Source organism: Pedobacter sp. 22163, from assembly GCF_052045595.1.
Lineage (GTDB): Bacteria > Bacteroidota > Bacteroidia > Sphingobacteriales > Sphingobacteriaceae > Pedobacter.
Window position 1 is genome coordinate 644,106 of sequence record NZ_JBQEPM010000001.1, and the last position, 18,451, is coordinate 662,556.

At 45.0% G+C, this 18,451-nt stretch carries 18 protein-coding genes; 13 read left to right on the forward strand and 5 right to left on the reverse strand.

All coding sequences use genetic code 11. The annotated features are described in order from the left end of the window. Positions 1-139: 139 nt before the first annotated feature. Genes ACTJKN_RS02695 through ACTJKN_RS02705 form a run of 3 tightly spaced genes read left to right on the forward strand, consistent with a single transcriptional unit; the run spans position 140 to position 5,820 of the window. Complete coding sequence (locus tag ACTJKN_RS02695) at positions 140-3,112, forward strand: SusC/RagA family TonB-linked outer membrane protein (RefSeq protein WP_440822447.1); 2,973 nt, start codon at positions 140-142, stop codon at positions 3,110-3,112. A 7-nt stretch (positions 3,113-3,119) separates the two neighbouring features. Continuing rightward, positions 3,120-4,493: a RagB/SusD family nutrient uptake outer membrane protein gene (locus ACTJKN_RS02700; protein ID WP_440822448.1), complete on the forward strand. Its 1,374-nt coding sequence runs from the start codon at positions 3,120-3,122 to the stop codon at positions 4,491-4,493. After that, positions 4,483-5,820, forward strand: coding sequence for a TlpA family protein disulfide reductase (locus ACTJKN_RS02705; protein WP_440822451.1), 1,338 nt, complete (start codon positions 4,483-4,485; stop codon positions 5,818-5,820). The genes ACTJKN_RS02700 and ACTJKN_RS02705 overlap by 11 nt, the downstream gene beginning before the upstream one ends. Positions 5,821-5,881: 61 nt before the next feature. Here the strand turns inward: ACTJKN_RS02705 and ACTJKN_RS02710 are convergent, their stop codons facing one another. The 3 genes from ACTJKN_RS02710 to ACTJKN_RS02720 all read right to left on the reverse strand — a co-directional run bounded on the left by ACTJKN_RS02710 (position 5,882) and on the right by ACTJKN_RS02720 (position 7,384). Further along, positions 5,882-6,163, reverse strand: a complete 282-nt coding sequence (locus tag ACTJKN_RS02710; RefSeq protein ID WP_440822453.1) for a hypothetical protein — start codon at positions 6,161-6,163, stop codon at positions 5,882-5,884. A 31-nt stretch (positions 6,164-6,194) separates the two neighbouring features. Then, positions 6,195-6,665 carry a MauE/DoxX family redox-associated membrane protein gene (locus tag ACTJKN_RS02715; RefSeq protein ID WP_440822455.1) on the reverse strand — a complete coding sequence of 157 codons (471 nt, stop codon included), beginning with the start codon at positions 6,663-6,665 and terminating at the stop codon, positions 6,195-6,197. Positions 6,666-6,796: 131 nt separating this feature from the next. Then, the gene (locus tag ACTJKN_RS02720) at positions 6,797-7,384 is read right to left on the reverse strand and encodes a Crp/Fnr family transcriptional regulator (RefSeq protein ID WP_440822457.1); all 588 of its coding nucleotides are present in this window, start codon (positions 7,382-7,384) and stop codon (positions 6,797-6,799) included. Positions 7,385-7,684: 300 nt separating this feature from the next. Between ACTJKN_RS02720 and ACTJKN_RS02725 the strand changes: the two genes are divergently transcribed. Further along, entirely contained in the window at positions 7,685-8,413 is a 729-nt protein-coding gene (locus ACTJKN_RS02725) for a LytR/AlgR family response regulator transcription factor (protein ID WP_440822458.1), read from the forward strand. Here the strand turns inward: ACTJKN_RS02725 and ACTJKN_RS02730 are convergent. Then, complete coding sequence (locus ACTJKN_RS02730; protein WP_440822460.1) at positions 8,400-8,561, reverse strand: hypothetical protein; 162 nt, start codon at positions 8,559-8,561, stop codon at positions 8,400-8,402. The two genes, ACTJKN_RS02725 and ACTJKN_RS02730, sit on opposite strands and share 14 nt — an antisense overlap. Positions 8,562-8,647: 86 nt before the next feature. Here ACTJKN_RS02730 and ACTJKN_RS02735 point away from each other — a divergent pair, with 86 nt between their 5' ends. Both ACTJKN_RS02735 and ACTJKN_RS02740 read left to right on the forward strand, forming a co-directional pair. Next, positions 8,648-9,700, forward strand: a complete 1,053-nt coding sequence (locus ACTJKN_RS02735) for a sensor histidine kinase (RefSeq protein WP_440822462.1) — start codon at positions 8,648-8,650, stop codon at positions 9,698-9,700. Positions 9,701-10,130: 430 nt separating this feature from the next. After that, entirely contained in the window at positions 10,131-10,751 is a 621-nt protein-coding gene (locus ACTJKN_RS02740; protein ID WP_440822464.1) for a TlpA family protein disulfide reductase, read from the forward strand. Positions 10,752-11,173: 422 nt separating this feature from the next. Here the strand turns inward: ACTJKN_RS02740 and ACTJKN_RS02745 are convergent, their stop codons facing one another. Further along, complete coding sequence (locus tag ACTJKN_RS02745) at positions 11,174-11,395, reverse strand: hypothetical protein (RefSeq protein ID WP_440822466.1); 222 nt, start codon at positions 11,393-11,395, stop codon at positions 11,174-11,176. A gap of 209 nt (positions 11,396-11,604) precedes the next feature. Between ACTJKN_RS02745 and ACTJKN_RS02750 the strand changes: the two genes are divergently transcribed. The 7 genes from ACTJKN_RS02750 (at position 11,605) to ACTJKN_RS02780 (ending at position 18,432) form a co-directional block, all read left to right on the forward strand. Then, positions 11,605-12,393, forward strand: a complete 789-nt coding sequence (locus ACTJKN_RS02750) for an alpha/beta hydrolase (protein ID WP_440822468.1) — start codon at positions 11,605-11,607, stop codon at positions 12,391-12,393. A 184-nt stretch (positions 12,394-12,577) separates the two neighbouring features. Then, positions 12,578-13,564 (forward strand): alpha/beta hydrolase, encoded by a 987-nt coding sequence (locus ACTJKN_RS02755; protein ID WP_440822470.1) that lies wholly within the window; start codon positions 12,578-12,580, stop codon positions 13,562-13,564. A 37-nt stretch (positions 13,565-13,601) separates the two neighbouring features. Beyond that, entirely contained in the window at positions 13,602-15,011 is a 1,410-nt protein-coding gene (locus ACTJKN_RS02760; RefSeq protein WP_440822473.1) for an ATP-binding protein, read from the forward strand. A gap of 18 nt (positions 15,012-15,029) precedes the next feature. Further along, the gene (locus ACTJKN_RS02765) at positions 15,030-16,691 is read left to right on the forward strand and encodes an FAD-dependent oxidoreductase (protein WP_440822474.1); all 1,662 of its coding nucleotides are present in this window, start codon (positions 15,030-15,032) and stop codon (positions 16,689-16,691) included. A 117-nt stretch (positions 16,692-16,808) separates the two neighbouring features. Further along, a complete protein-coding gene (locus ACTJKN_RS02770) occupies positions 16,809-17,201 on the forward strand; it encodes a RidA family protein (protein ID WP_440822476.1) in 393 nt (130 codons plus the stop codon). 43 nt (positions 17,202-17,244) lie between these two features. Next, positions 17,245-17,604, forward strand: coding sequence for a hypothetical protein (locus tag ACTJKN_RS02775; protein ID WP_440822478.1), 360 nt, complete (start codon positions 17,245-17,247; stop codon positions 17,602-17,604). Positions 17,605-17,898: 294 nt separating this feature from the next. Next, positions 17,899-18,432, forward strand: a complete 534-nt coding sequence (locus ACTJKN_RS02780) for a DsbA family protein (protein ID WP_440822480.1) — start codon at positions 17,899-17,901, stop codon at positions 18,430-18,432. The last annotated feature ends 19 nt before the right edge of the window (positions 18,433-18,451 follow it).

Genomic DNA, 18,451 nt, shown 5'->3' on the forward strand with positions numbered 1-18,451 from the left:
AAACCATAAAATACAACATACTAAATAGTCCCTATAGACCAGGCGGGACCGCCACCTTCATCGGTTAATGATTATTTCAAGCATGGCCCCCGTCCTGGTTTTTTAACAAACAGGGTAAACAACAACTAACCCAAACCACATGAAAAAAACAATAATATTTATTGTACTGGCCGCGCTTTGCCCAATATTCCGGTTAAGCGCCCAGACAACCACCCAGATCAATGGACGGGTCGTCACGGCAAGCGACGGCAAAGCCCTGTCCGGCGCAACCATCAGCATTAAAAATTCAAATACTTCCGTCCAGTCCTCACAGAACGGCACTTTCACGCTGACCGCAAAAACAGCCACTGGCATCCTGCTCATCACCTACACAGGATATCAAAGCCAGGAAATCAGCTTCAACGGAAACCTAAAAAACCTGGAAATCAACATGCAGGAAAGCACGGGTTCTTTCGACGATGTCCAGGTCATCGGTTATGGCAAAACGACAAAAAGGCTCAGCACCGGAGCAATCTCTTCCATAAACGCTAAACAGATCGAAGAACAGCCGGTAACCAATGTCCTTTCCACCCTCTCCGGCAGAATGCCCGGCGTGTTCATCCAAACCACCAATGGCCTTCCAGGCGGGAACATCAATGTACAGATCAGGGGTAAAGGCTCCATGGTCGCCGGTACCGATCCCCTTTACATTGTAGATGGCGTACCTTATGACGGGACGCCCGTCGGCAAAGGAAATACCGATGTGATCAATATCGCAGGTGCCCTGAGTCCATTGAGCAACCTCAACCCCGCTGATATCGAAAACATCAGCGTGCTCAAGGACGCAGATGCCACCTCGATCTACGGTAGCCGCGGCGCAAACGGCGTAGTCCTGATTACCACCAAAAAAGCACAATCCGGCGCTACCAAAATCGACCTCAACATCCGCCAGGGCATCAGCACGATCAGCGCCAAACCAAAATTACTCGACCTGCAGGCTTATCTGCAGATGCGCAGGGATGCTTTTGCCAATGATAAACTCATCCCCTCATCCGACCCTGCTTCTACCAATTATGCCCCCGACCTTACCCAATGGAGCCAGACACAGGGCACCGACTGGGTAGACTATATCTTTGGCCGCTCAGCCAGTTCCACTGATCTCCAGGCCAGGGTATCCGGCGGAAAAGGAAACACCACCTTCTCGGTCAATGGAAATTTCAGGAATGAACGAACTGTACTGCCCGGAAACAACAGCTATTACCGCGGCGGACTATCCTCTCAACTCCAACACTATTCAGAAAACCAAAAATTCAGCATCAGGATCTCCAATCAGCTCAACAGGCAATATAGCGACCTGAGCAATATCGTGAACAATATTGACAGGAGTTTCCTCATCGCACCTAATTATCCACTGACACTGCCCGACGGAACTACGAACTGGTATGCCGGAAATATTGAAGCCGAAACCCATGCACGAAGTAAAAACACCACTGACAACAGCATTACCAGCGCAGAACTCGCCTACCGGCTGCTACCCAACTTAAGCTTTAAGATCAATTCAGGTTATACCCGGAGCAGTTACGACCAGACCTTTATTTCCCCTTCTTCATCGCTTCCACCCGGTACAGCCAATAGTACCAATTTCACTAAAAGTACCTCGCAGTCCTTTATCACCGAACCTCAGGCCGACTATAACATCACTTTTGGCAAACATAAACTCACCTTTCTGCTGGGGGGAACCTATCAACGCAAAAGCACGGAACGCATGTCCGTCATTGGCAGCAACTTTAGCCTGGAAAGCCTGATGGAAAATCCCGGATCTGCCGGAACCATAGTCAGCACCGGGAGCGACTCCCAATATAGATATGCGTCCCTTTTCAGCAGGGTTACCTATAATCTGCAGGACAGCTATATCTTAAACCTAACCTTAAGGCGGGACGGTTCTTCCCGTTTCGGTCCGGGTAACCGCTATGGCAACTTTGGTTCTATCGGCGGCAGCTGGATCTTTTCCAACCTCAACTGGCTCAAAGAAAAATTCCCTGTACTTTCTTTTGGTAAATTAAGGGCCAGCCTGGGCACCACCGGCAATGACCAGATTCCGGATTACGGCTACCTTTCTACCTTCAACAGCCCTGGCTCCTCCAGTTACCAGGGCACTGCAATCATCCGCCCAAGCCGGATCAGCAATGCCGATTTCAAATGGGAAAGTACCCGCAAAATTGATATCGGCCTGGAACTTGGCTTTTTCAGGGATGCCCTGAGCCTGAGCGTAGATTACTACCTTTCAACCAGCTCCGACCAACTCGTGAACTACGCCATTCCGCTGATTACCGGTTTCAGCAGCTATCAGGCCAACCTGCCCGCCGTCATCCAAAACAGCGGATGGGAGCTCAGTATCAGTTCCACCCACTTAAAAGGAAAAAAACTAAGCTGGTCAAGCAACTTCAACATCACGCTTCCTAAAAACAAGCTTAAGTCCTTTGATCGCTTCGATAATTCCAGCTACGCTGCCATTTATGAATTGGGCTATGATATCACCCGTATCAGAGGCTATCAGGCATTGGGAATCGACCCCTCAACAGGAAAGGTTTTGTACGCCGGCAGGGACGGGCAAGCCTCAGCCACACCCTATGCTAATTTTACCCTTGGCAAAACTGCCCCGGACTTTTACGGCGGACTTGGCAATACCCTTACTTACCGAAACTTCGAATTTAGTTTGTTTTTACAATTCGTTAAGCAACGTACAAAAGGCGGCCTTAACCGGAACCCAGGCGGCGGCGGTACTTTTAATGAATTCGACCTGGAATCCTGGTCGACATCCAATCCCACCTCAACAGTACCTCCGCCTTCCACGCAGTTCGACTTTTACTACGGACAGTCTTCAGCCAATATTTTTGATACCTCCTATATCCGGTTAAAAAATATCTCCCTTTCCTATTTGCTCCCCATTAAGGAAGCCAGAAAAATGGGACTCAGCGTTTTAAGGGTCTTTGCCGAAGGACAAAACCTATACACTTTGTGGCACCGCAACTCCGCAGTAATGGACCCGGAATCCGGGGCCATATCTACCACCACCGGCAGGAACATCCCGCCCTCGAAAACCTTGGTCTTAGGCCTTCAACTTAGTTTATGATACCACTATGAAAGCAACATTAAAATTTACGGCAGTCTTACTGCTACCCCTGGCCTTCCTATGTTCTTCCTGCGAAAAATTATTGGACATACCAGCATCCAAAAACCAGGTTGAAAGCGGTACTGTATTTGCAGACAGTACTACAACCAACACTGCTTTACTGGGCGCCTATTTTACCATAGGCACCGTACACAGCTCGATGAAATTCATCAGCCTGTATGCTGATGAATATAATACAACCTCCAGCGCGCTGATCAATTTAGAATATGCAAATGGCAAACTCCAGAGCAACAATACCAACAACAACGCGCTTTGGAACAACCTTTACTCCGTTATTTATCAGGCCAACACGATACTCGAAGGTGTAGAAGCCTCCGCAGGACTATCTCCCACCGCGAAAAAACAGTTTGCGGGCGAAGCTAAATTCCTTCGCGCATTCGCCTACTTTTACCTGGCCAATTGCTATGATGATATCCCATTGATCCTTTCTACCGATGTAGCACTCAACCGCAGCGCCAGCCAGGTAAGCAAGAGTTCGGTCTATATCCAGATCAAGCGTGACCTCACTGAAAGCAGCGCCGCCCTTACGGACAGTTATCAAGGTGCCGGCCGCATCCGGGCGAATAAAGCCAGCAGCCAGGCCCTGCTTGCCCGGGTCCATCTTTACAACAAGGAATGGGAAGACGCCATAAATGCATCTTCAAAAGTGATCGCGAACAGCGTTTACCAGTTAACAGCAGTGAAAGCGGAAGATGTTTTCCTCGCAGGGAGCCCGGAGGTGATCTTCCAGCTCTGGATGGTGAACGGATTCCTGACCGATGTGGCGCAGCTCATTCCGGCTTCGCCAACCACGCTTCCTGTTTTCCCCTTAAGGGATGAATTTTATTCCGGTTTTGAAGCTGGTGACCTGCGCAAAAATAAATGGATAGGCCTGGCAAGCGTAACCAGTTCCGGACAAACCCGGATATACGCCTACCCGGCTAAATACAAGAACCGCATAGCCAGTACCACAAAACCTGAATTTGTTATGGCCTTAAGACTCGCCGAACAGTACCTGATCCGAGCAGAAGCAAAAGCACAGCTTGGCCAGACTGGCAGCGCAAGCACTGACCTTAACCTGATCAGAGCCCGGGCAGGCCTTGATCCCATAAATTCAAACATCAGCCAGGAAGGCTGCCTGGAAGCTATTGCTAAAGAACGAAAAGCAGAGCTGTTTGGTGAATGGGGACACCGTTTCCTGGACCTTAAACGCAACGAGCAACTAGAGGCGGCAATGGTCCCCATAAAAGTCAATTGGAAAGCCGGTATCTCAGCAGCCTTTCCTATTCCCAATAATGAAATTATCTACAACCCTAATTTGAAACAAAACAATGGTTACTAAACTTAAGCTCAGCATCATCGTCTTCATCCTTGGCTGGTGCAACGCCTACGCGCAAGAGCCGCTACAAATCGGGGATAAACTGCCCGATCTTGAGGTCAAAACCTACAACGGAAAGAAAATGAAGCTTTCCGACCTCTACCGAAAGGCACCCCTGATTATCGACTTTTGGGCGACCTGGTGCGTACCCTGTATCAAGGAGATCAGGTATATGGATTCCCTTAGCCAAAAACAACCGGGAAAATATCATGCAATTTTGGTCACTAACCAAACCAAAGCGGTGATCAGCGAATATATGAAGCGACCTGCGAACAGTGATTTTGTAACCATCTCTGAGCGGATCATTCCAGAAGATACCTTGCTGGGAAAAATGTTCCCCCATCGCGGAATCCCGCACAACATCTGGATTGACCAGAGCGGAACGGTGAGGGCGATCACTTCGGGTGAAGAGATCAGCGAAAAAAACCTACTCACTTTCGGCCGGGATCCTGCAGCACTGGCCGTCAGGACAAAAAAAGACAATTTCCGTTTCCGTCCCGAAGAAACTTTTCACCTGGCCGACTCCATTTATACCTACCGGTCCATCCTTTCCCCATTTATTCCGGGAATACCTTATGGCGAAAGGTCACCAGAAAGGGGCAATATGAAAGAATATACGCAGTTTAACCAAAGCATTACCCGAGCTCTTTGGGGAGCCTACAGCCGGTTCAATCCCGGAATTCGGCCAATTATGCTGGACCTGCATACCAGTGACTCTTCCCGTTTTTTTGGCCCTAAAACACGGGATGCCAGCTTTTACCAGAAATACCCTTACCAGGACCGCGGAGAGTGGGAGCGAAAAAATCTTTTCTGTTATTCACTGACCCTGCCTAACACTGTTCCTGATTCACTCTTCGCCAGCTATATCTATTCCGATATCGAGCGCATGTTTATGATCAAAACCAAAATCGTGCGTAAGAAAATCCCCTGCATAGTAGTCAGCAAAATTAAAGGGGAAAAACTACCAGCAGCAACAAATCGCAAACTCGAACCAAAGTTTAGCTTTACCGCTGATCACAAGTTGGTTATTCGCAATGCGAATCTTCCGGAACTCCTGGATTTTCTGTTCCGCCGCTTACCACCTTCAACCCTGCCCTATCCCTTTATCGATCGTACAGCCAGCAGCGAGCAGCGCTTCGACATGGATTTAGATTATTCCAAGGCACCGGAACTCGCCAGTAACGGACTAAAGCCCGAAATGCTTTTCCAGGAGCTCGCTAAATATGGATACACATTCAAAGTGCAAAATGAATTTTTCTCCGTCCTTCAGATCCTTGACCTGCGAAAGTAATAAACAAACATGCCACTGACCACACTGGCCAGGGGCATGAAAAAAATAGCAAACTAACTACTTATTCAGAATAGCGTAAAGTAATGGTCTGTTGCCCTGACACGACCGGCGTACCGATGGCACAAACGTTGTTATCACCACTACATTCATCAGCAAACGGACCTGTTGAATCCCCAAGTTGCGGATCACCATCCGGCGTGGTTCCGTCCGGCTGGTATTTCTGCCAGCTGTGGGTGTTAGTCGCTTTACCGTTGATCAGTTCAGAAATGTCCGAAGCAAAAGCTCCGGTAACGCTGGCCATTAATGCAATGCCCAGAATTGCGGTTTTAATGTTTGTTTTCATCTTGTTTAAAATTTAAGGATTTAAAAATTGGTTATTTATATACTCCGCGGTGAATATACTTTGGAAAAAACCTGCCCCAGATAAAAGGAAGCAGGGAAATCAGCATAAAAAATGCATTAAAAAACAGGTGCTGCTGCCACCCGAGTTTCGAGATCAGCCCGCCACAGGTACAGGGAAGCCTGAGACCCGAAAGCAGCATCAGGGATATGTATGCTGTAAAGGCCAGCAGCAAAAAGAAAGAGAGCAAAAGCCCGGTCTTTCTGAAACGTTCGCTGAACAGCAGCCCGACCAACACCAGTTCAGCAAAAGGAACAGCAATTCCCAATACGGGCGCAAGCTGTTTCATCAGCGGCACCGGGGCCAGCTGCATCTGCTGAACGAAACGGTGGTAGTCCGCTAACTTCGAAAAACCTGCGTAGCCCCAAAGCAGCACCAGCAACAGTGATGAGAGCAGCATAATCAGTTCGCTGGCAAAGTATTTTGTTCTGTATTCTCCAGTCATTAGTCAGTTCATTTCATTCTGGCCATTCCAACCCTTGGAAAGGCCAGTACTAATCTCGTAGTTGAAACCGCTGCCTGGTGAAGGTTTTTGACTAGAAAAGCAGCGACAAAAACCGTGTTTTTAAACCTGGCTCAAAGCCCCTTTAGAAAGCGATGGATACCGTTGTCCTTGATCCCTAAAAATGATGCGATGTCCTTTGCCCTCGCCATTAGGAAGGCCGATTTATGGTCACGACGAAACCTGCGCACCATTTCAGCATGCCTGAGGTTGATCAGATCCGCCATGTGAGCAGACCTTTCAGCCTCATTACGGTAACGCAGCGTTGCAGTAAACAATGATCCCTCCTCAAAATCCTGCATCAGGACCGCAAGATCCATCCTGGGTAACTCCAACAGCACCGTTCCCCCATAGGCCTCCATCTCCACCAGACTCGGCAGCCCGGCGAAAAACCCCGGATGGGCAAATACAAAGTCACCTTCGTACCAGAACCAGGATGTCCTACCAGAAACAGTGTCCGGCGAAAGACTCACCTCCCTGACCAGTCCGCCGGCCACAAACCAGATCTGCTGCTGCACCTCTCCCGCCCTGAGAATATTCTTAGGTCCGGCAAACTGCCTGAGCCGGATCAATGGCTCCAATCTGTTTTCAAACTCCGCTGATACCTGGCACAGCCGTTCCAGTACCCTGAGCAGTTGCCCGAAGTATTCTTTACTGACCATAATTGAATAGACTATACACCCCGACCAAAAAAAAGGGAGCCCTAAGCTCCCTCCTGTATCCAAGAATCCTATCGGATCCGTTTAAAGAACGATGGCCGAAATGATCGGTTAAAAAATTGATTATTTCAGCGGTCAAGGTATGCCCGAAAGGCCTAATAAGATATTTTATTATAGCAAACCCGATAACCACTATATGAAATCGCAAATTAGCCATGGCGACTTTTGTCTCCGTTTTAATCCTGTGCTTGCTGATTTAAAAGACAATTACGATATTGCAGCATAGCTTAACTTATTCTGCCCATGGAACTTACCAGTATCGCCATCGATGATGAGCCACATGCCCTCGCCGAAATCGGAGACCTTTTATCGCTGACACCCGGGATCAACCTGCGTGCGACATTCAATACCGTCAATGATGCTATTGGCAACCTTCAGGATTTCGGCCCGGTGGATATCGTTTTCTGTGATATCAGCATGCCGGTTACCAACGGAATTGAAGGGGCAAGAATGTTAAAAGTCTATTGTGACCATCTTGTCTATACCACTGCCCACCGGAATTACGCGGAAGAAGCGTTCCACGAAGGCGCATCGGGATACCTGGTCAAACCCATCAACCATGAACGCCTGATCGAAAAAGTGGAACAGTTAAAAGAAATCCAGGAAAAAAGCCGGCGTATTGAATACGGCGAAAAGAAGTTCGCCTTTGTGACCGGGAATACCAAGCATAGTTTTATCCGGGTGTTCTACAGCGAGATCATCTACTTTGAGGCCCTGCTCAACCACATCAAGATTATTACGACCAAGAATACCGAGATCACCTACATAGGTCTTAAGCAACTCGAAAGAGACCTGATGCGACATCCCGACTTCATCAGGATCGGTAAATCGCATATGATCTCAATCAATTACTTGAAGAAAGTTGAAGGCAATATGGCCTTTATGAGCAACGGAGAATGTCTTCCCATCGGTGAAAAATACCGGAACGCATTTACCGAAGTCCTGCGCAAGGGCATGCTCAGTGGCGGCTAGTTAAAACATCGGTGTTGGCCGTTGTGGTCAGTACCGTAGTCGGATCTGTACTGGTGGTCGTAGGTCCCCCTGTTGATCTGATCGGCTGATTTACACTTTTGAAAATAAATAGTGTTCTTTTTTGAAGTTTTTTTGCTGTGCTTTTCATGGTCTATTGCGTTGATTGACCAATTTTACCCAAGGCAGACAGCCTGCACATTTTTATTATATGACATGCCTTAACCACTATATGAGATGCGAAATTTTAGCAAAAATGAGTTGCGGATCCACCTGATCTGCTGGACGGCCTACATCTTTGTCGAGGTCGTGCTGGCCGGATTTATCGCAGGCAAATTCAGCAATTTTCTGTTTTATGTCCTGTTCTATGCGATCAACATTGCAGTATTCTATCTGCACGCCTTATGGATAATGCCGATATTGAACACTAAGGCTAAAAACCGGTTCCTGTATTTCTTCCTGGCAGTTATCCTCGAATGCGTGTTATACCTGGTGGCAGCAACACTTATGAATCTGTTTCTTGGCCGTATCGGGCTCAGGGCATCACCCTTGATCATCAACTTAAAATACCTCGGGATCACAATCTGGAGGGCAAGCTTTTTCCTCATGTATGCCAGCGGTTATTATTATCTTAACAGACACCTGGAGCGAAGGGAGCTTGAGATGCAACGGGCACTGGAGATCGAAAGACTAAGGTCTCAACTGGTGATTGCAGAAAAAGACTTTCTGCGGGCACAGATCAATCCCCATTTGCTTTTTAATACCCTAAATTTTATCCGGCACGCCACCAAACACAATCCGGCCAATGCATCATTGGCCATATCCGCACTGACAGACCTGATGGAATATGCACTGGAGGACAGTAAAAGTGATCATGTTCCGCTTAACCAGGAAATCGAACAGATGGAAAACCTGATCAAGCTGAACCGCCTGCGGTTCGAAGATCAGCTTAACCTGAATTATACCAAGGATATCAGCAATGAAAAGGCCATAATTTTGCCGATTATCCTGCTGACACTGGTCGAAAACATATTCAAACACGGGATATTGAACGATCCTGATCACCCTGCCCACATTGGGATCCATGCCAATGAGCAGGAAATCTCTTTCCGGACCAGTAACCTGGCCGCAGCGGACGGTAAGACTGCAGGGGGACAGACCGGACTGAAAAATATCAGCGCCAGGCTTGCGCATGCATATCCGCACAGTTACGATTTTGTGTATGGGACCAAAGTAAACCGCTTTGAGACGCAGTTGACAATCACCTTGGATCAAAAATCACGGAAATAATTTCAGTGCCATAGTCTCTCATGAAAAAAGGTTGAAGCTAAGCTATAGAGATCATGCTAAGCTCAAATTTACCGCGAGTGGTGACAAGCGTTTTTCAGTAATGGTGAATAGATTAGTTACGAAAAAATCCAAGCAAGCAGCTCCTTTGGGATAAATTAATAAACGGAGCATATATTATTAATCACCGTCAATATCCCCTGCACTACTTTATAAAAAATAACAGAATTCAACATGATACCATTGCCAATGCACATAATTAAGTATTTCAATCTATGCAACATCATTAGAATTATTGCGTTTAGTTTGAAATTAGCCGGATGTTAATGCCCAATTGGGATGGTTAGAAAGCAACTGTATCGGCTATGGCCTCCAGAGCTGCAGAAAACGAAAATCCTCAGCTTTTAAATATTGATATTAAATATAAACACGAATGAACAATTTGACTAAAACAATTCTACTTTTTGGATTTACTTTTTTGATTTTCCAAGCCACTAAAGCACTGGCGACGGATCTGGATTTCAACATTCATTCCGCGAGCTTGCAAATAAGCAACTACTCCACTCCTGAGGATCCCGATAGCACGCTTAACAAACCTGCGCCCGCATTCACTTTGAAGAACCTTTCGGGAAAATCAGTTTCACTCTCTGATTACAAGGGCAAAATTATTGTACTTGATTTTTGGGCTACCTGGTGCGTTCCCTGCAGAGATTCCTTTCCTTCGGTTAAGCTGGCCATGGATAAATACAAAGACAATGATGATGTCAAATTTCTTTTCATCGATACCAGGGAGGTCGATAAGAATTATAAAACCCTGGTCGAAAAATTTCTGAAAGAAACCGGATACGACTTTGATGTTTTATTTGATGAGCATGGCAAAGATGGGAAAATGAACAGATATTACCTCCAATATGTGATGCCGGGCATCCCCACTAAGATATTTATTGATAAGCAGGGTATTGTGCGTGCAAAATCCATAGGTTTCCAGCCAGGCCAGACCGCTGAAGAAGGTGCAAAGAATATTTCCATGGAGATCGAAAACCTAAGAAAATAAACCGGCCTCAGTGGGATAGGAAACAAAGCTCGCACCCCATAACCGCGGAAAGTATTTCCTGCCTTTCCGCGGTACATAAAAATTGTGTCCCGTCAATCAGATGAAAGGCACGCTAAGGAAATACATTAGTATGGGTATAACCGGTCCAGCTAAAAAACTAATGTCCCCGCCCAGAAGACTGTCCCCGTCAGGATTGTATTTAGTATGGAGGAAATTGGTTTCGGCGGCATCGTAATGGATGTTGGCGATTTCTATTTCAAGCCCGATTTTGCTTCCAACTGAACAGCAAACACAGCTTGCTGGTTTGGGTAATGTATTATTATAAGATTTATATATTGGTATTTATAGCCTGCCGGCAGACGGCTTGATGAAGCGATATAAATCGAAATGCCCCTTGTATAGCCTACAGCTTTGCCGCTTAGCTAAAACCGCTTAGCCACATACTGAAACTGGCCACAGCTGCTGTGGCCGCCTCCACAAACTTCCCAAGGCCTGTAAAGCCCACTAACAATGATCTGCTTATCTAGAAGTTGCCCCCTCTTCATTGTTTCAGCCTCTGTAATTACAATATTTTTGCCTGGCGTAATTAGCATATGACCAAAATGATATGGGATAACTGAATATGGCAGATTGTTGCAGGTCATAGTCATTGATTTTTAACAATTACCTGTTTTCTCTAAAGAAGGTATTTAACCTATACTCAATTATAGCATCATATTTTTAATAACTGCTAGAATTCAAATGATTTTGCAAAACGCTGAAAACCGCCAACTTTGTACTGGATATAACGAAAAAAAGTGTCCTGGGAAACCAATGCCTTGAGAGATATTTCCTAAACCATAAATTTAAAAACATGAAAACAAAATTATCAATCCAAAAATCGGCCAGGATAGGAACCTTGGCGATGTTATTACTGGCCGTGATTACAACTCCGCAGCAATTATCCGCACAAGCTCCACAAGTTAAAAATGTTGTATTGGTACATGGTGCATTTGCCGATGGTTCGGGATGGAGTGCTGTCTATGCCATCCTGACTAAAAAGGGCTATAAGGTAACAGTGGTTCAAAATCCAATGACTTCACTCGAAGACGATGCTGCGACCACCAAACTCGCATTGGATAAACAAGATGGTCCAACGATTCTGGTAGGCCATTCTTACGGAGGTGCTGTTATTACCCAGGCAGGTGACCACCCCAAAGTTGCTGCATTGGTTTACGTAGCAGCTTTTCAACCGGACAAAGGAGAAACGGTGCTGCAGTGGGTAATGACCGCTCCACCAGCTCCGGAAAGCGGAATACTTAATCCAGATGAGAAAGGGATGGTTTATTATGATCTGGCAAAATTCCATGCGGGTTTCGGTGCGGATATTCCCAAAGCGCAAGCTGAGTTTATGGCAGCCTCACAGGGTGCCTTTAATGTCAAAGGTTTTGTAACTCCGCTGACTAGTGCTGCATGGAAAACAAAACCAACCTATGCGGTAGTTTCCACCGAGGACAAGACCCTTGTTCCCTCGATTCAAAAAGCAATGTATAAGCGTTCCAACACTAAAGTCACAGAAGTAAAAGGAAGTCATGCGGTATTTATTTCGCAGCCTGAACAGGTTGCAAAAGTTATCACCGATGCGGCGACGGCCGTCAAATAACTTGGATATTAACTATTAAAGAGATGGAAAAATATAGTTTTCCGGTACAATCAGATTGCGCTGCAAGACCGCTTGCTTTGCAGCGCATATTTGATCTGTTCCAATCCCGTTGATCAAATTTACTACCGGTGTTTCAGGGGCTATTTACTAATTCATCAGCAACGGAAATTGAACATTATACATTATGGAAGAAATCGAAAAACAATATCCGATTGAGAAAGACAAAGCGCTTTCAAAAAAAACAAAAAAATTCCTTACAGCATTCAATGCCCTAAAATCGACCACAGCAGTAAATTTATCGGTTACTGATGCGAGAAAAGCTTTCGCCGATCTTCAAGCATCCGGCGAAGCCGACTATTCTGGAATTGAGGAATCTGAACTGAGCATGGATTCAGGCGGATATAAGATAAAACTTAATATTTTAAGACCTGCGAACATTGAAGGAACTTTGCCCTTTTTTGTTTTCATACATGGTGGGGGCTGGGTTTTGGGTGACTATCCGAGCCAAAAACGAATGGTAAGGGATTTGGTTGTCCGATCAGGCACAGCAGGCGTTTTTGTAAATTACACGCGCTCACCTGAAGCGAAATATCCCCGGGCACTGGATGAAATTTCTGCCACACTGGACTGGTTATCAAAAAACGGTCATAACCATAGTCTGGATGGTACACGGATGGCTCTTGTAGGCAACAGTGCCGGAGCGAACATGGTCATCGCCAGCGCTATCCGGGCACTTGAAAACAAGGGACCCGAGATCAAACTACAAATACTAATGTGGCCGGTAACAAGCTACACGGCAAGCTGGAAGTCTTATGATAAGTACGGCAATGACAGGTTTTTAACTTCCCAAAAAATGAAATGGATGTTCGACAACTATACTAACGATGAGCAGGCACTAAATAGCATTTATATCTCCCCAGTCCTTGCAGAACGCAAGCGACTTAAAAAGCTTCCCCCAACATTAATTCAGGTGGCAGAAGCTGATATTTTGCGGGACCAAGGTGAAAAATTTGGCCGAAAACTGGATCAGGCGGGTGTTAAGGTAACCACCATACGCTACAATGGAATGATCCATGACTTCGGTATGCTTAATCCCTTGGCAAACCTAACCCAGGTGAAGTCCCTGATTACGCACGCATCAGCTGAGTTGCAAAAATATCTGTCTGCTTAAGTGTAAATGAGCCTATTTTCCATATATAGATTAACAGATGATGCCACCCCTTCTTCAACAGTTATTGAATTTTGTAAGTCTTTCAACAGTTCCCCATGAACAATTGAACTGGCTGATCAGACACAGCAAGATCCGAAAATTTGAAGCAGGAGACTTTGTGGGGGTGCAGGGAAGGAAAATTGATGGACCACATTTTTTAATGAAGGGAAATATTTTAATGTTTATCTATCGTGGAAAGGAAAGGCAAGATCTTTTAACACTGGAAACGGGTGATATCTTTGGATACCTCCCCTACTCAAGAAGCGACATTGCACCATTAAATGCACTTGCACTCGATCAGGTCGAAGTATTATCCTTTGAAACCTTAATGGTGAGGGAAATGATCAGTTTACATTTTGAACTCACGCAGTCATTGGTGCATATCATGAACAACAGGGTCAAAAATTATACGACCCTTCAGCAACAAAATGACAAGATGGCCTCGCTTGGAAAATTGGCAGCGGGTTTAGCTCATGAATTAAACAACCCGGCCTCCGCATTAATCAGTGATGCTTCAGCACTCAAAGCACATCTTCGGGCCGATCGGTTGGTCAATAATTCATTAACAGTGGAATGTTGGGGAAATGTGCCCATCGCGGAAATAGATAACCACCTTATTGAAATTATCTCCGCATATCAGGAAACTGAATTATCTTACAAAGCGCGGGATCAAAAGGAAAATAGCATCACCAACTGGATGGATAGTAATTCTATCCATCATACTGAAGAGATGATCGAAATCTTTGTAGATTTCAATATTGGCAAGGACTCGCTCGACTTTTTCAAATCGCAGCTTCCGCAAAAAGCACTCGAAGCGGTATTTGAGCGTCTATCGCACACCCTTATTACCGAAAAAATTGCTCATAACATTCAGGTTGCTTCCTCGCGGATATCAGATTTGGTCCGATCAGTCAAAATTTACACACATATGGACCGTAGCCAAAACAAGTCATATACAGATGTACATGATGGACTGGATAATACGATCCGAATGCTCGGACATAAAATCAGGGCTGGAAAAGTTCATATCATCAGGCGCTATGGCGAAGGAATTCCACTGGTAAATGGGTACACCGGAGAACTTAATCAGGTTTGGACCAATCTGATTGATAATGCAATTGACAGCATACTTGAAAATAAACAGGGATCACTAACAATTGTGACCGAGCGCGAGCGCAACAACATCAAGGTTAGCTTTACCGATGATGGACCTGGCATTGCCAAAGAAATCATAAATAACGTCTTTGATCCCTTTTTTACGACTAAACCAATTGGTACAGGCACAGGCATGGGGCTGGAAAATGTCAGAAGGATTATACTCAGACATGGTGGGTCAGTTAAAGTAAATTCAGTTCCGGGCAACACTGTCTTTACAGTTTGCATCCCGATTGACAATCAGCAAAATTGAATGACAGATTAAATAAAAATGGAAAAACCTTTAATTTTTTTGATAGATGATGACCATCAAGTCCTCCATGCAATCACACGGGATTTAAAATCCCAGTATGGGAAAAAGTATAAGATCATCAGCAGTAGTTCTGCCCACCAGGCCTTAGAAAGCATTTCCGAATTGAAGAATCAGTCCAGGGCCATTGCTATTTTTATCAGCGACCAGCGTATGCCCGAAATGCAGGGTGTCGAATTTTTAAAAGAAGCCATGGCCATTTTTCCCGAGGCGAAACGGGTACTGTTAACTGCATACAGCGATACTCAGGCAGCCATAGAGGCCATAAATCGTATCCAGTTGGATTATTACCTGATGAAGCCCTGGGATCCTGCCGGGGAAGGTTTATATCCCGTCCTGGATGAACTCCTCTCCGACTGGCAGGCTAATTACCGTCCTGAATTCAAAGGAATCAAGCTGATCGGATTCCAATATTCGCCCTTCTCGCACAAGCTAAAGGATTTCCTGGCAGGCAACCTGATTCCATACCGATGGCTGGATATCGAGAAAGATCCGGAGGCAAACTTGTTACTTCAACTCAACCGGTTAAGTTTAGAGGATTTACCTATTGTTATAACCGAGGAGGGAAAAGTTTTTATCCAGCCAGATGTTTATTCTTTGGCATTAAGAATCGGGACAGATGCGAACGTGACTACAGAAATGTATGATGTCGTTATTATCGGAGCGGGTCCTGCAGGACTTGCTGCTGCTGTCTATGGCGCTTCTGAAGGTCTAAAAACCCTGTTAATAGAACGGAAAGCTCCGGGCGGACAAGCAGGAACTAGTTCGAGAATAGAAAACTACCTGGGCTTCCCTTCAGGGCTGACGGGTGCTGACCTGTCCCGAAGGGCGATCAGCCAGGCGATAAGACTTGGCGCGGAGATACTTTCTCCAAAAGAAGTATTGTCCATCAGCGAGATGGACAACTACAAAACCATAACACTCCATGATAGCAGCTCAATCAAGTGTCGGGCAGTTATTATAACTACAGGGGTCGATTACAGAAAACTCGATACCAAGGGCGTTAGCGATTTTACAGGTGCCGGAATCTATTATGGAGCGGCAGTAAGCGAGGCGGCCTCATGTAAAGGGCAGGACGTTTATATCGTTGGAGGCGGCAATTCCGCAGGCCAGTCTGCGGTTTACCTTTCTAAATTTGCTAAAAAAGTTCATATAATCATCAGACGAGAAAGTTTATTAAGTACGATGTCTTCCTACCTTATCAAGCAAATTGAAAGCCTGCCTAACGTTGAGGTTATGACTACTTGCAAAATAAGGGAGGCTTTAGGCGGGAACCACCTGGAGGATTTATTAATTGAAAATATAAAAAGCAAGCGCCTTGACAGGCACAAGGCGGCCGCATTGTATATTTTTATAGGCGCTAAACCTTTCACTGATTGGCTGGGAGATGCTATTGAACGGGACGTTAACGGCTTTATTAGAACCGGGCAAAACTTGCGGTCTGACAGCAGGTTTGGGGAATTCTGGAAGCTTAAAAGAGACCCTTACTTACTTGAGACCAGTATCCCCGGTATATTTGCCGCAGGAGACGTACGTTCCGGAGCAATGAGCCGGGTAGCCTCGGCAGTTGGTGAAGGTTCGATGGCAATTTCTTTTGTCCACAAATATTTAGCAGAGAATTAATTAAGCAGTTTTAAAACGATATCAGAGAACAATATTGTAAGTATGCACATCAGGGAAATTAGCTCAATTTTCAATTGAATTAAAAGAAAAATCGATTAACAATAAAATAAGGAAGACATGATTAACGAAAACAAAAAATTTAACACTTTCCACATGAAATGGGAAGATGATTACGGTTACGTTCAGGCGGTAAAAAATGGAAACATGGTCTATATTTCAGGTCAGTTAGGCCACGACGAAAAGGGTGTTTTGGCAGAAGGGATGGATAAGCAAATGGAGTTAGCTTATGCAAATATACTTAAACTTTTGCAGGGCTTCCATTATATTGAAGATGATGTCATTGAAGAAGTAATTTATGTAACCGACATGCAGGCAGGCTTTCAGGCAAGAAAGGCTATTGGCGCTAAGTTTTATCCAGACCCTAAAAGAATTGCCAGTTCAATATTAGGCGTAAAGGAACTGGCTTTACCTGGCCAATATGTGGAGATAAAAATAGTAGCCATGAAATAGACAACAGGCATAGCTTTACAGAATTTACCTGTAATTCGTCAAGATGAAAACGATATTAATCATAGATCCGGACCTCAACCTGCTGGGAGTTCTTTGTCATGCGCTGGAAATGAATAACTACGAAGCTATTGGTTACTCCGGGCACGAACTGGAACTGATTAATTTAATTCAAAGTATAGCACCATCACTGATTCTCATTAACCTATCTTTACCTTCTGATAAATCCGTAGAGTGGTGCTGTCGAATGAAATTTTTATATCCGAATCTCCCTATCGTTGCAATGAGTTGCAATGAAAACATTTTTAAGAAAAAGAATCGTTGGATATTTGATGCGAATATTGGCAAGCCCTTTGACCTTATTTCCCTGTATGCACTCATTGAAAGACATATTGGAATAACTTAACAAAACAGCCGGTCCCGGATCATATTATCTATCAACCTTCTCGCAATTGATAGTCTAAAGGGCTATCAAAATAATGATAACAGGTATAACTCCTGTGATTTTCCATTTCTTAAATTTCAGGCGAACTTTATTGAAAATTAATCACATGGTTGATTTGACGCAATTTAAGGCAGCCAGACATTCATTCATCCCATTCTATTGTTGATACCTTCTTCAATAAGGCGGAAGAAACTAAAAAACTGGTAGCGGCCCAGACTAATAACCCCGTATTTGCAAGTTAAATTATAACAGGGAATGACTAGAGATAAACTTCAGGTGCTGAATGAAAATACTTTGGGCGCAGAAAATCCGGTTCTGCACCTAATCGGATATAGGGATTTCCAATGCACATTATCGCGTTCATCGCATGTAGCAATCAGGCAGCCCCTAAAAAAATGTGGTCAGTGGTTTTCTTTCACCTTTCGTAACTATCCTTACATAGCAAGAAACCGTTATGCCTTTGATGCCGAATGTGCAGTGGAAGCGGCAGGAAAACAAGGCAGATACGGGGAAATGCACCATGCTGTATTTCGGGCACAGGCTACTGGCAGTGATGATTTATTCCTGTCTCTTGCAGAATCGTTTAATCTTGATAAGCGCCAGTTTTTTAAGGACAGCATCAGCGAAAATGTACACAGAAGAATACATTTGGATTTCCAGGCAGGGCATCTTGACGGTTTGAAAAGCACTCCGGCCTTTTTGATAAATGGAGATTTTTTTCAGGGAAGTTTGAAGGAGCTGTTTGAATTAACCAAAAAAATATTCAGCGGGTTGTCTGGGCGAGGTTAAACAACCAATAGACAGACAC

What these genes read in the sequence shown, in the direction of transcription:
- ACTJKN_RS02705 (WP_440822451.1), top strand. Translation starts at nt 4,483, where the DNA reads ATGGTTACTAAACTTAAGCTCAGCATCATCGTCTTCATCCTTGGCTGG.
- ACTJKN_RS02715 (WP_440822455.1), bottom strand. Translation starts at nt 6,665, where the DNA reads ATGACTGGAGAATACAGAACAAAATACTTTGCCAGCGAACTGATTATG.
- ACTJKN_RS02720 (WP_440822457.1), bottom strand. Translation starts at nt 7,384, where the DNA reads ATGGTCAGTAAAGAATACTTCGGGCAACTGCTCAGGGTACTGGAACGG.
- ACTJKN_RS02745 (WP_440822466.1), bottom strand. Translation starts at nt 11,395, where the DNA reads ATGACCTGCAACAATCTGCCATATTCAGTTATCCCATATCATTTTGGT.
- ACTJKN_RS02725 (WP_440822458.1), top strand. Translation starts at nt 7,685, where the DNA reads ATGGAACTTACCAGTATCGCCATCGATGATGAGCCACATGCCCTCGCC.
- ACTJKN_RS02710 (WP_440822453.1), bottom strand. Translation starts at nt 6,163, where the DNA reads ATGAAAACAAACATTAAAACCGCAATTCTGGGCATTGCATTAATGGCC.
- ACTJKN_RS02770 (WP_440822476.1), top strand. Translation starts at nt 16,809, where the DNA reads ATGATTAACGAAAACAAAAAATTTAACACTTTCCACATGAAATGGGAA.
- ACTJKN_RS02735 (WP_440822462.1), top strand. Translation starts at nt 8,648, where the DNA reads ATGCGAAATTTTAGCAAAAATGAGTTGCGGATCCACCTGATCTGCTGG.
- ACTJKN_RS02750 (WP_440822468.1), top strand. Translation starts at nt 11,605, where the DNA reads ATGAAAACAAAATTATCAATCCAAAAATCGGCCAGGATAGGAACCTTG.
- ACTJKN_RS02755 (WP_440822470.1), top strand. Translation starts at nt 12,578, where the DNA reads ATGGAAGAAATCGAAAAACAATATCCGATTGAGAAAGACAAAGCGCTT.
- ACTJKN_RS02700 (WP_440822448.1), top strand. Translation starts at nt 3,120, where the DNA reads ATGAAAGCAACATTAAAATTTACGGCAGTCTTACTGCTACCCCTGGCC.
- ACTJKN_RS02775 (WP_440822478.1), top strand. Translation starts at nt 17,245, where the DNA reads ATGAAAACGATATTAATCATAGATCCGGACCTCAACCTGCTGGGAGTT.
- ACTJKN_RS02780 (WP_440822480.1), top strand. Translation starts at nt 17,899, where the DNA reads ATGACTAGAGATAAACTTCAGGTGCTGAATGAAAATACTTTGGGCGCA.
- ACTJKN_RS02760 (WP_440822473.1), top strand. Translation starts at nt 13,602, where the DNA reads ATGATGCCACCCCTTCTTCAACAGTTATTGAATTTTGTAAGTCTTTCA.
- ACTJKN_RS02740 (WP_440822464.1), top strand. Translation starts at nt 10,131, where the DNA reads ATGAACAATTTGACTAAAACAATTCTACTTTTTGGATTTACTTTTTTG.
- ACTJKN_RS02765 (WP_440822474.1), top strand. Translation starts at nt 15,030, where the DNA reads ATGGAAAAACCTTTAATTTTTTTGATAGATGATGACCATCAAGTCCTC.
- ACTJKN_RS02695 (WP_440822447.1), top strand. Translation starts at nt 140, where the DNA reads ATGAAAAAAACAATAATATTTATTGTACTGGCCGCGCTTTGCCCAATA.
- ACTJKN_RS02730 (WP_440822460.1), bottom strand. Translation starts at nt 8,561, where the DNA reads ATGAAAAGCACAGCAAAAAAACTTCAAAAAAGAACACTATTTATTTTC.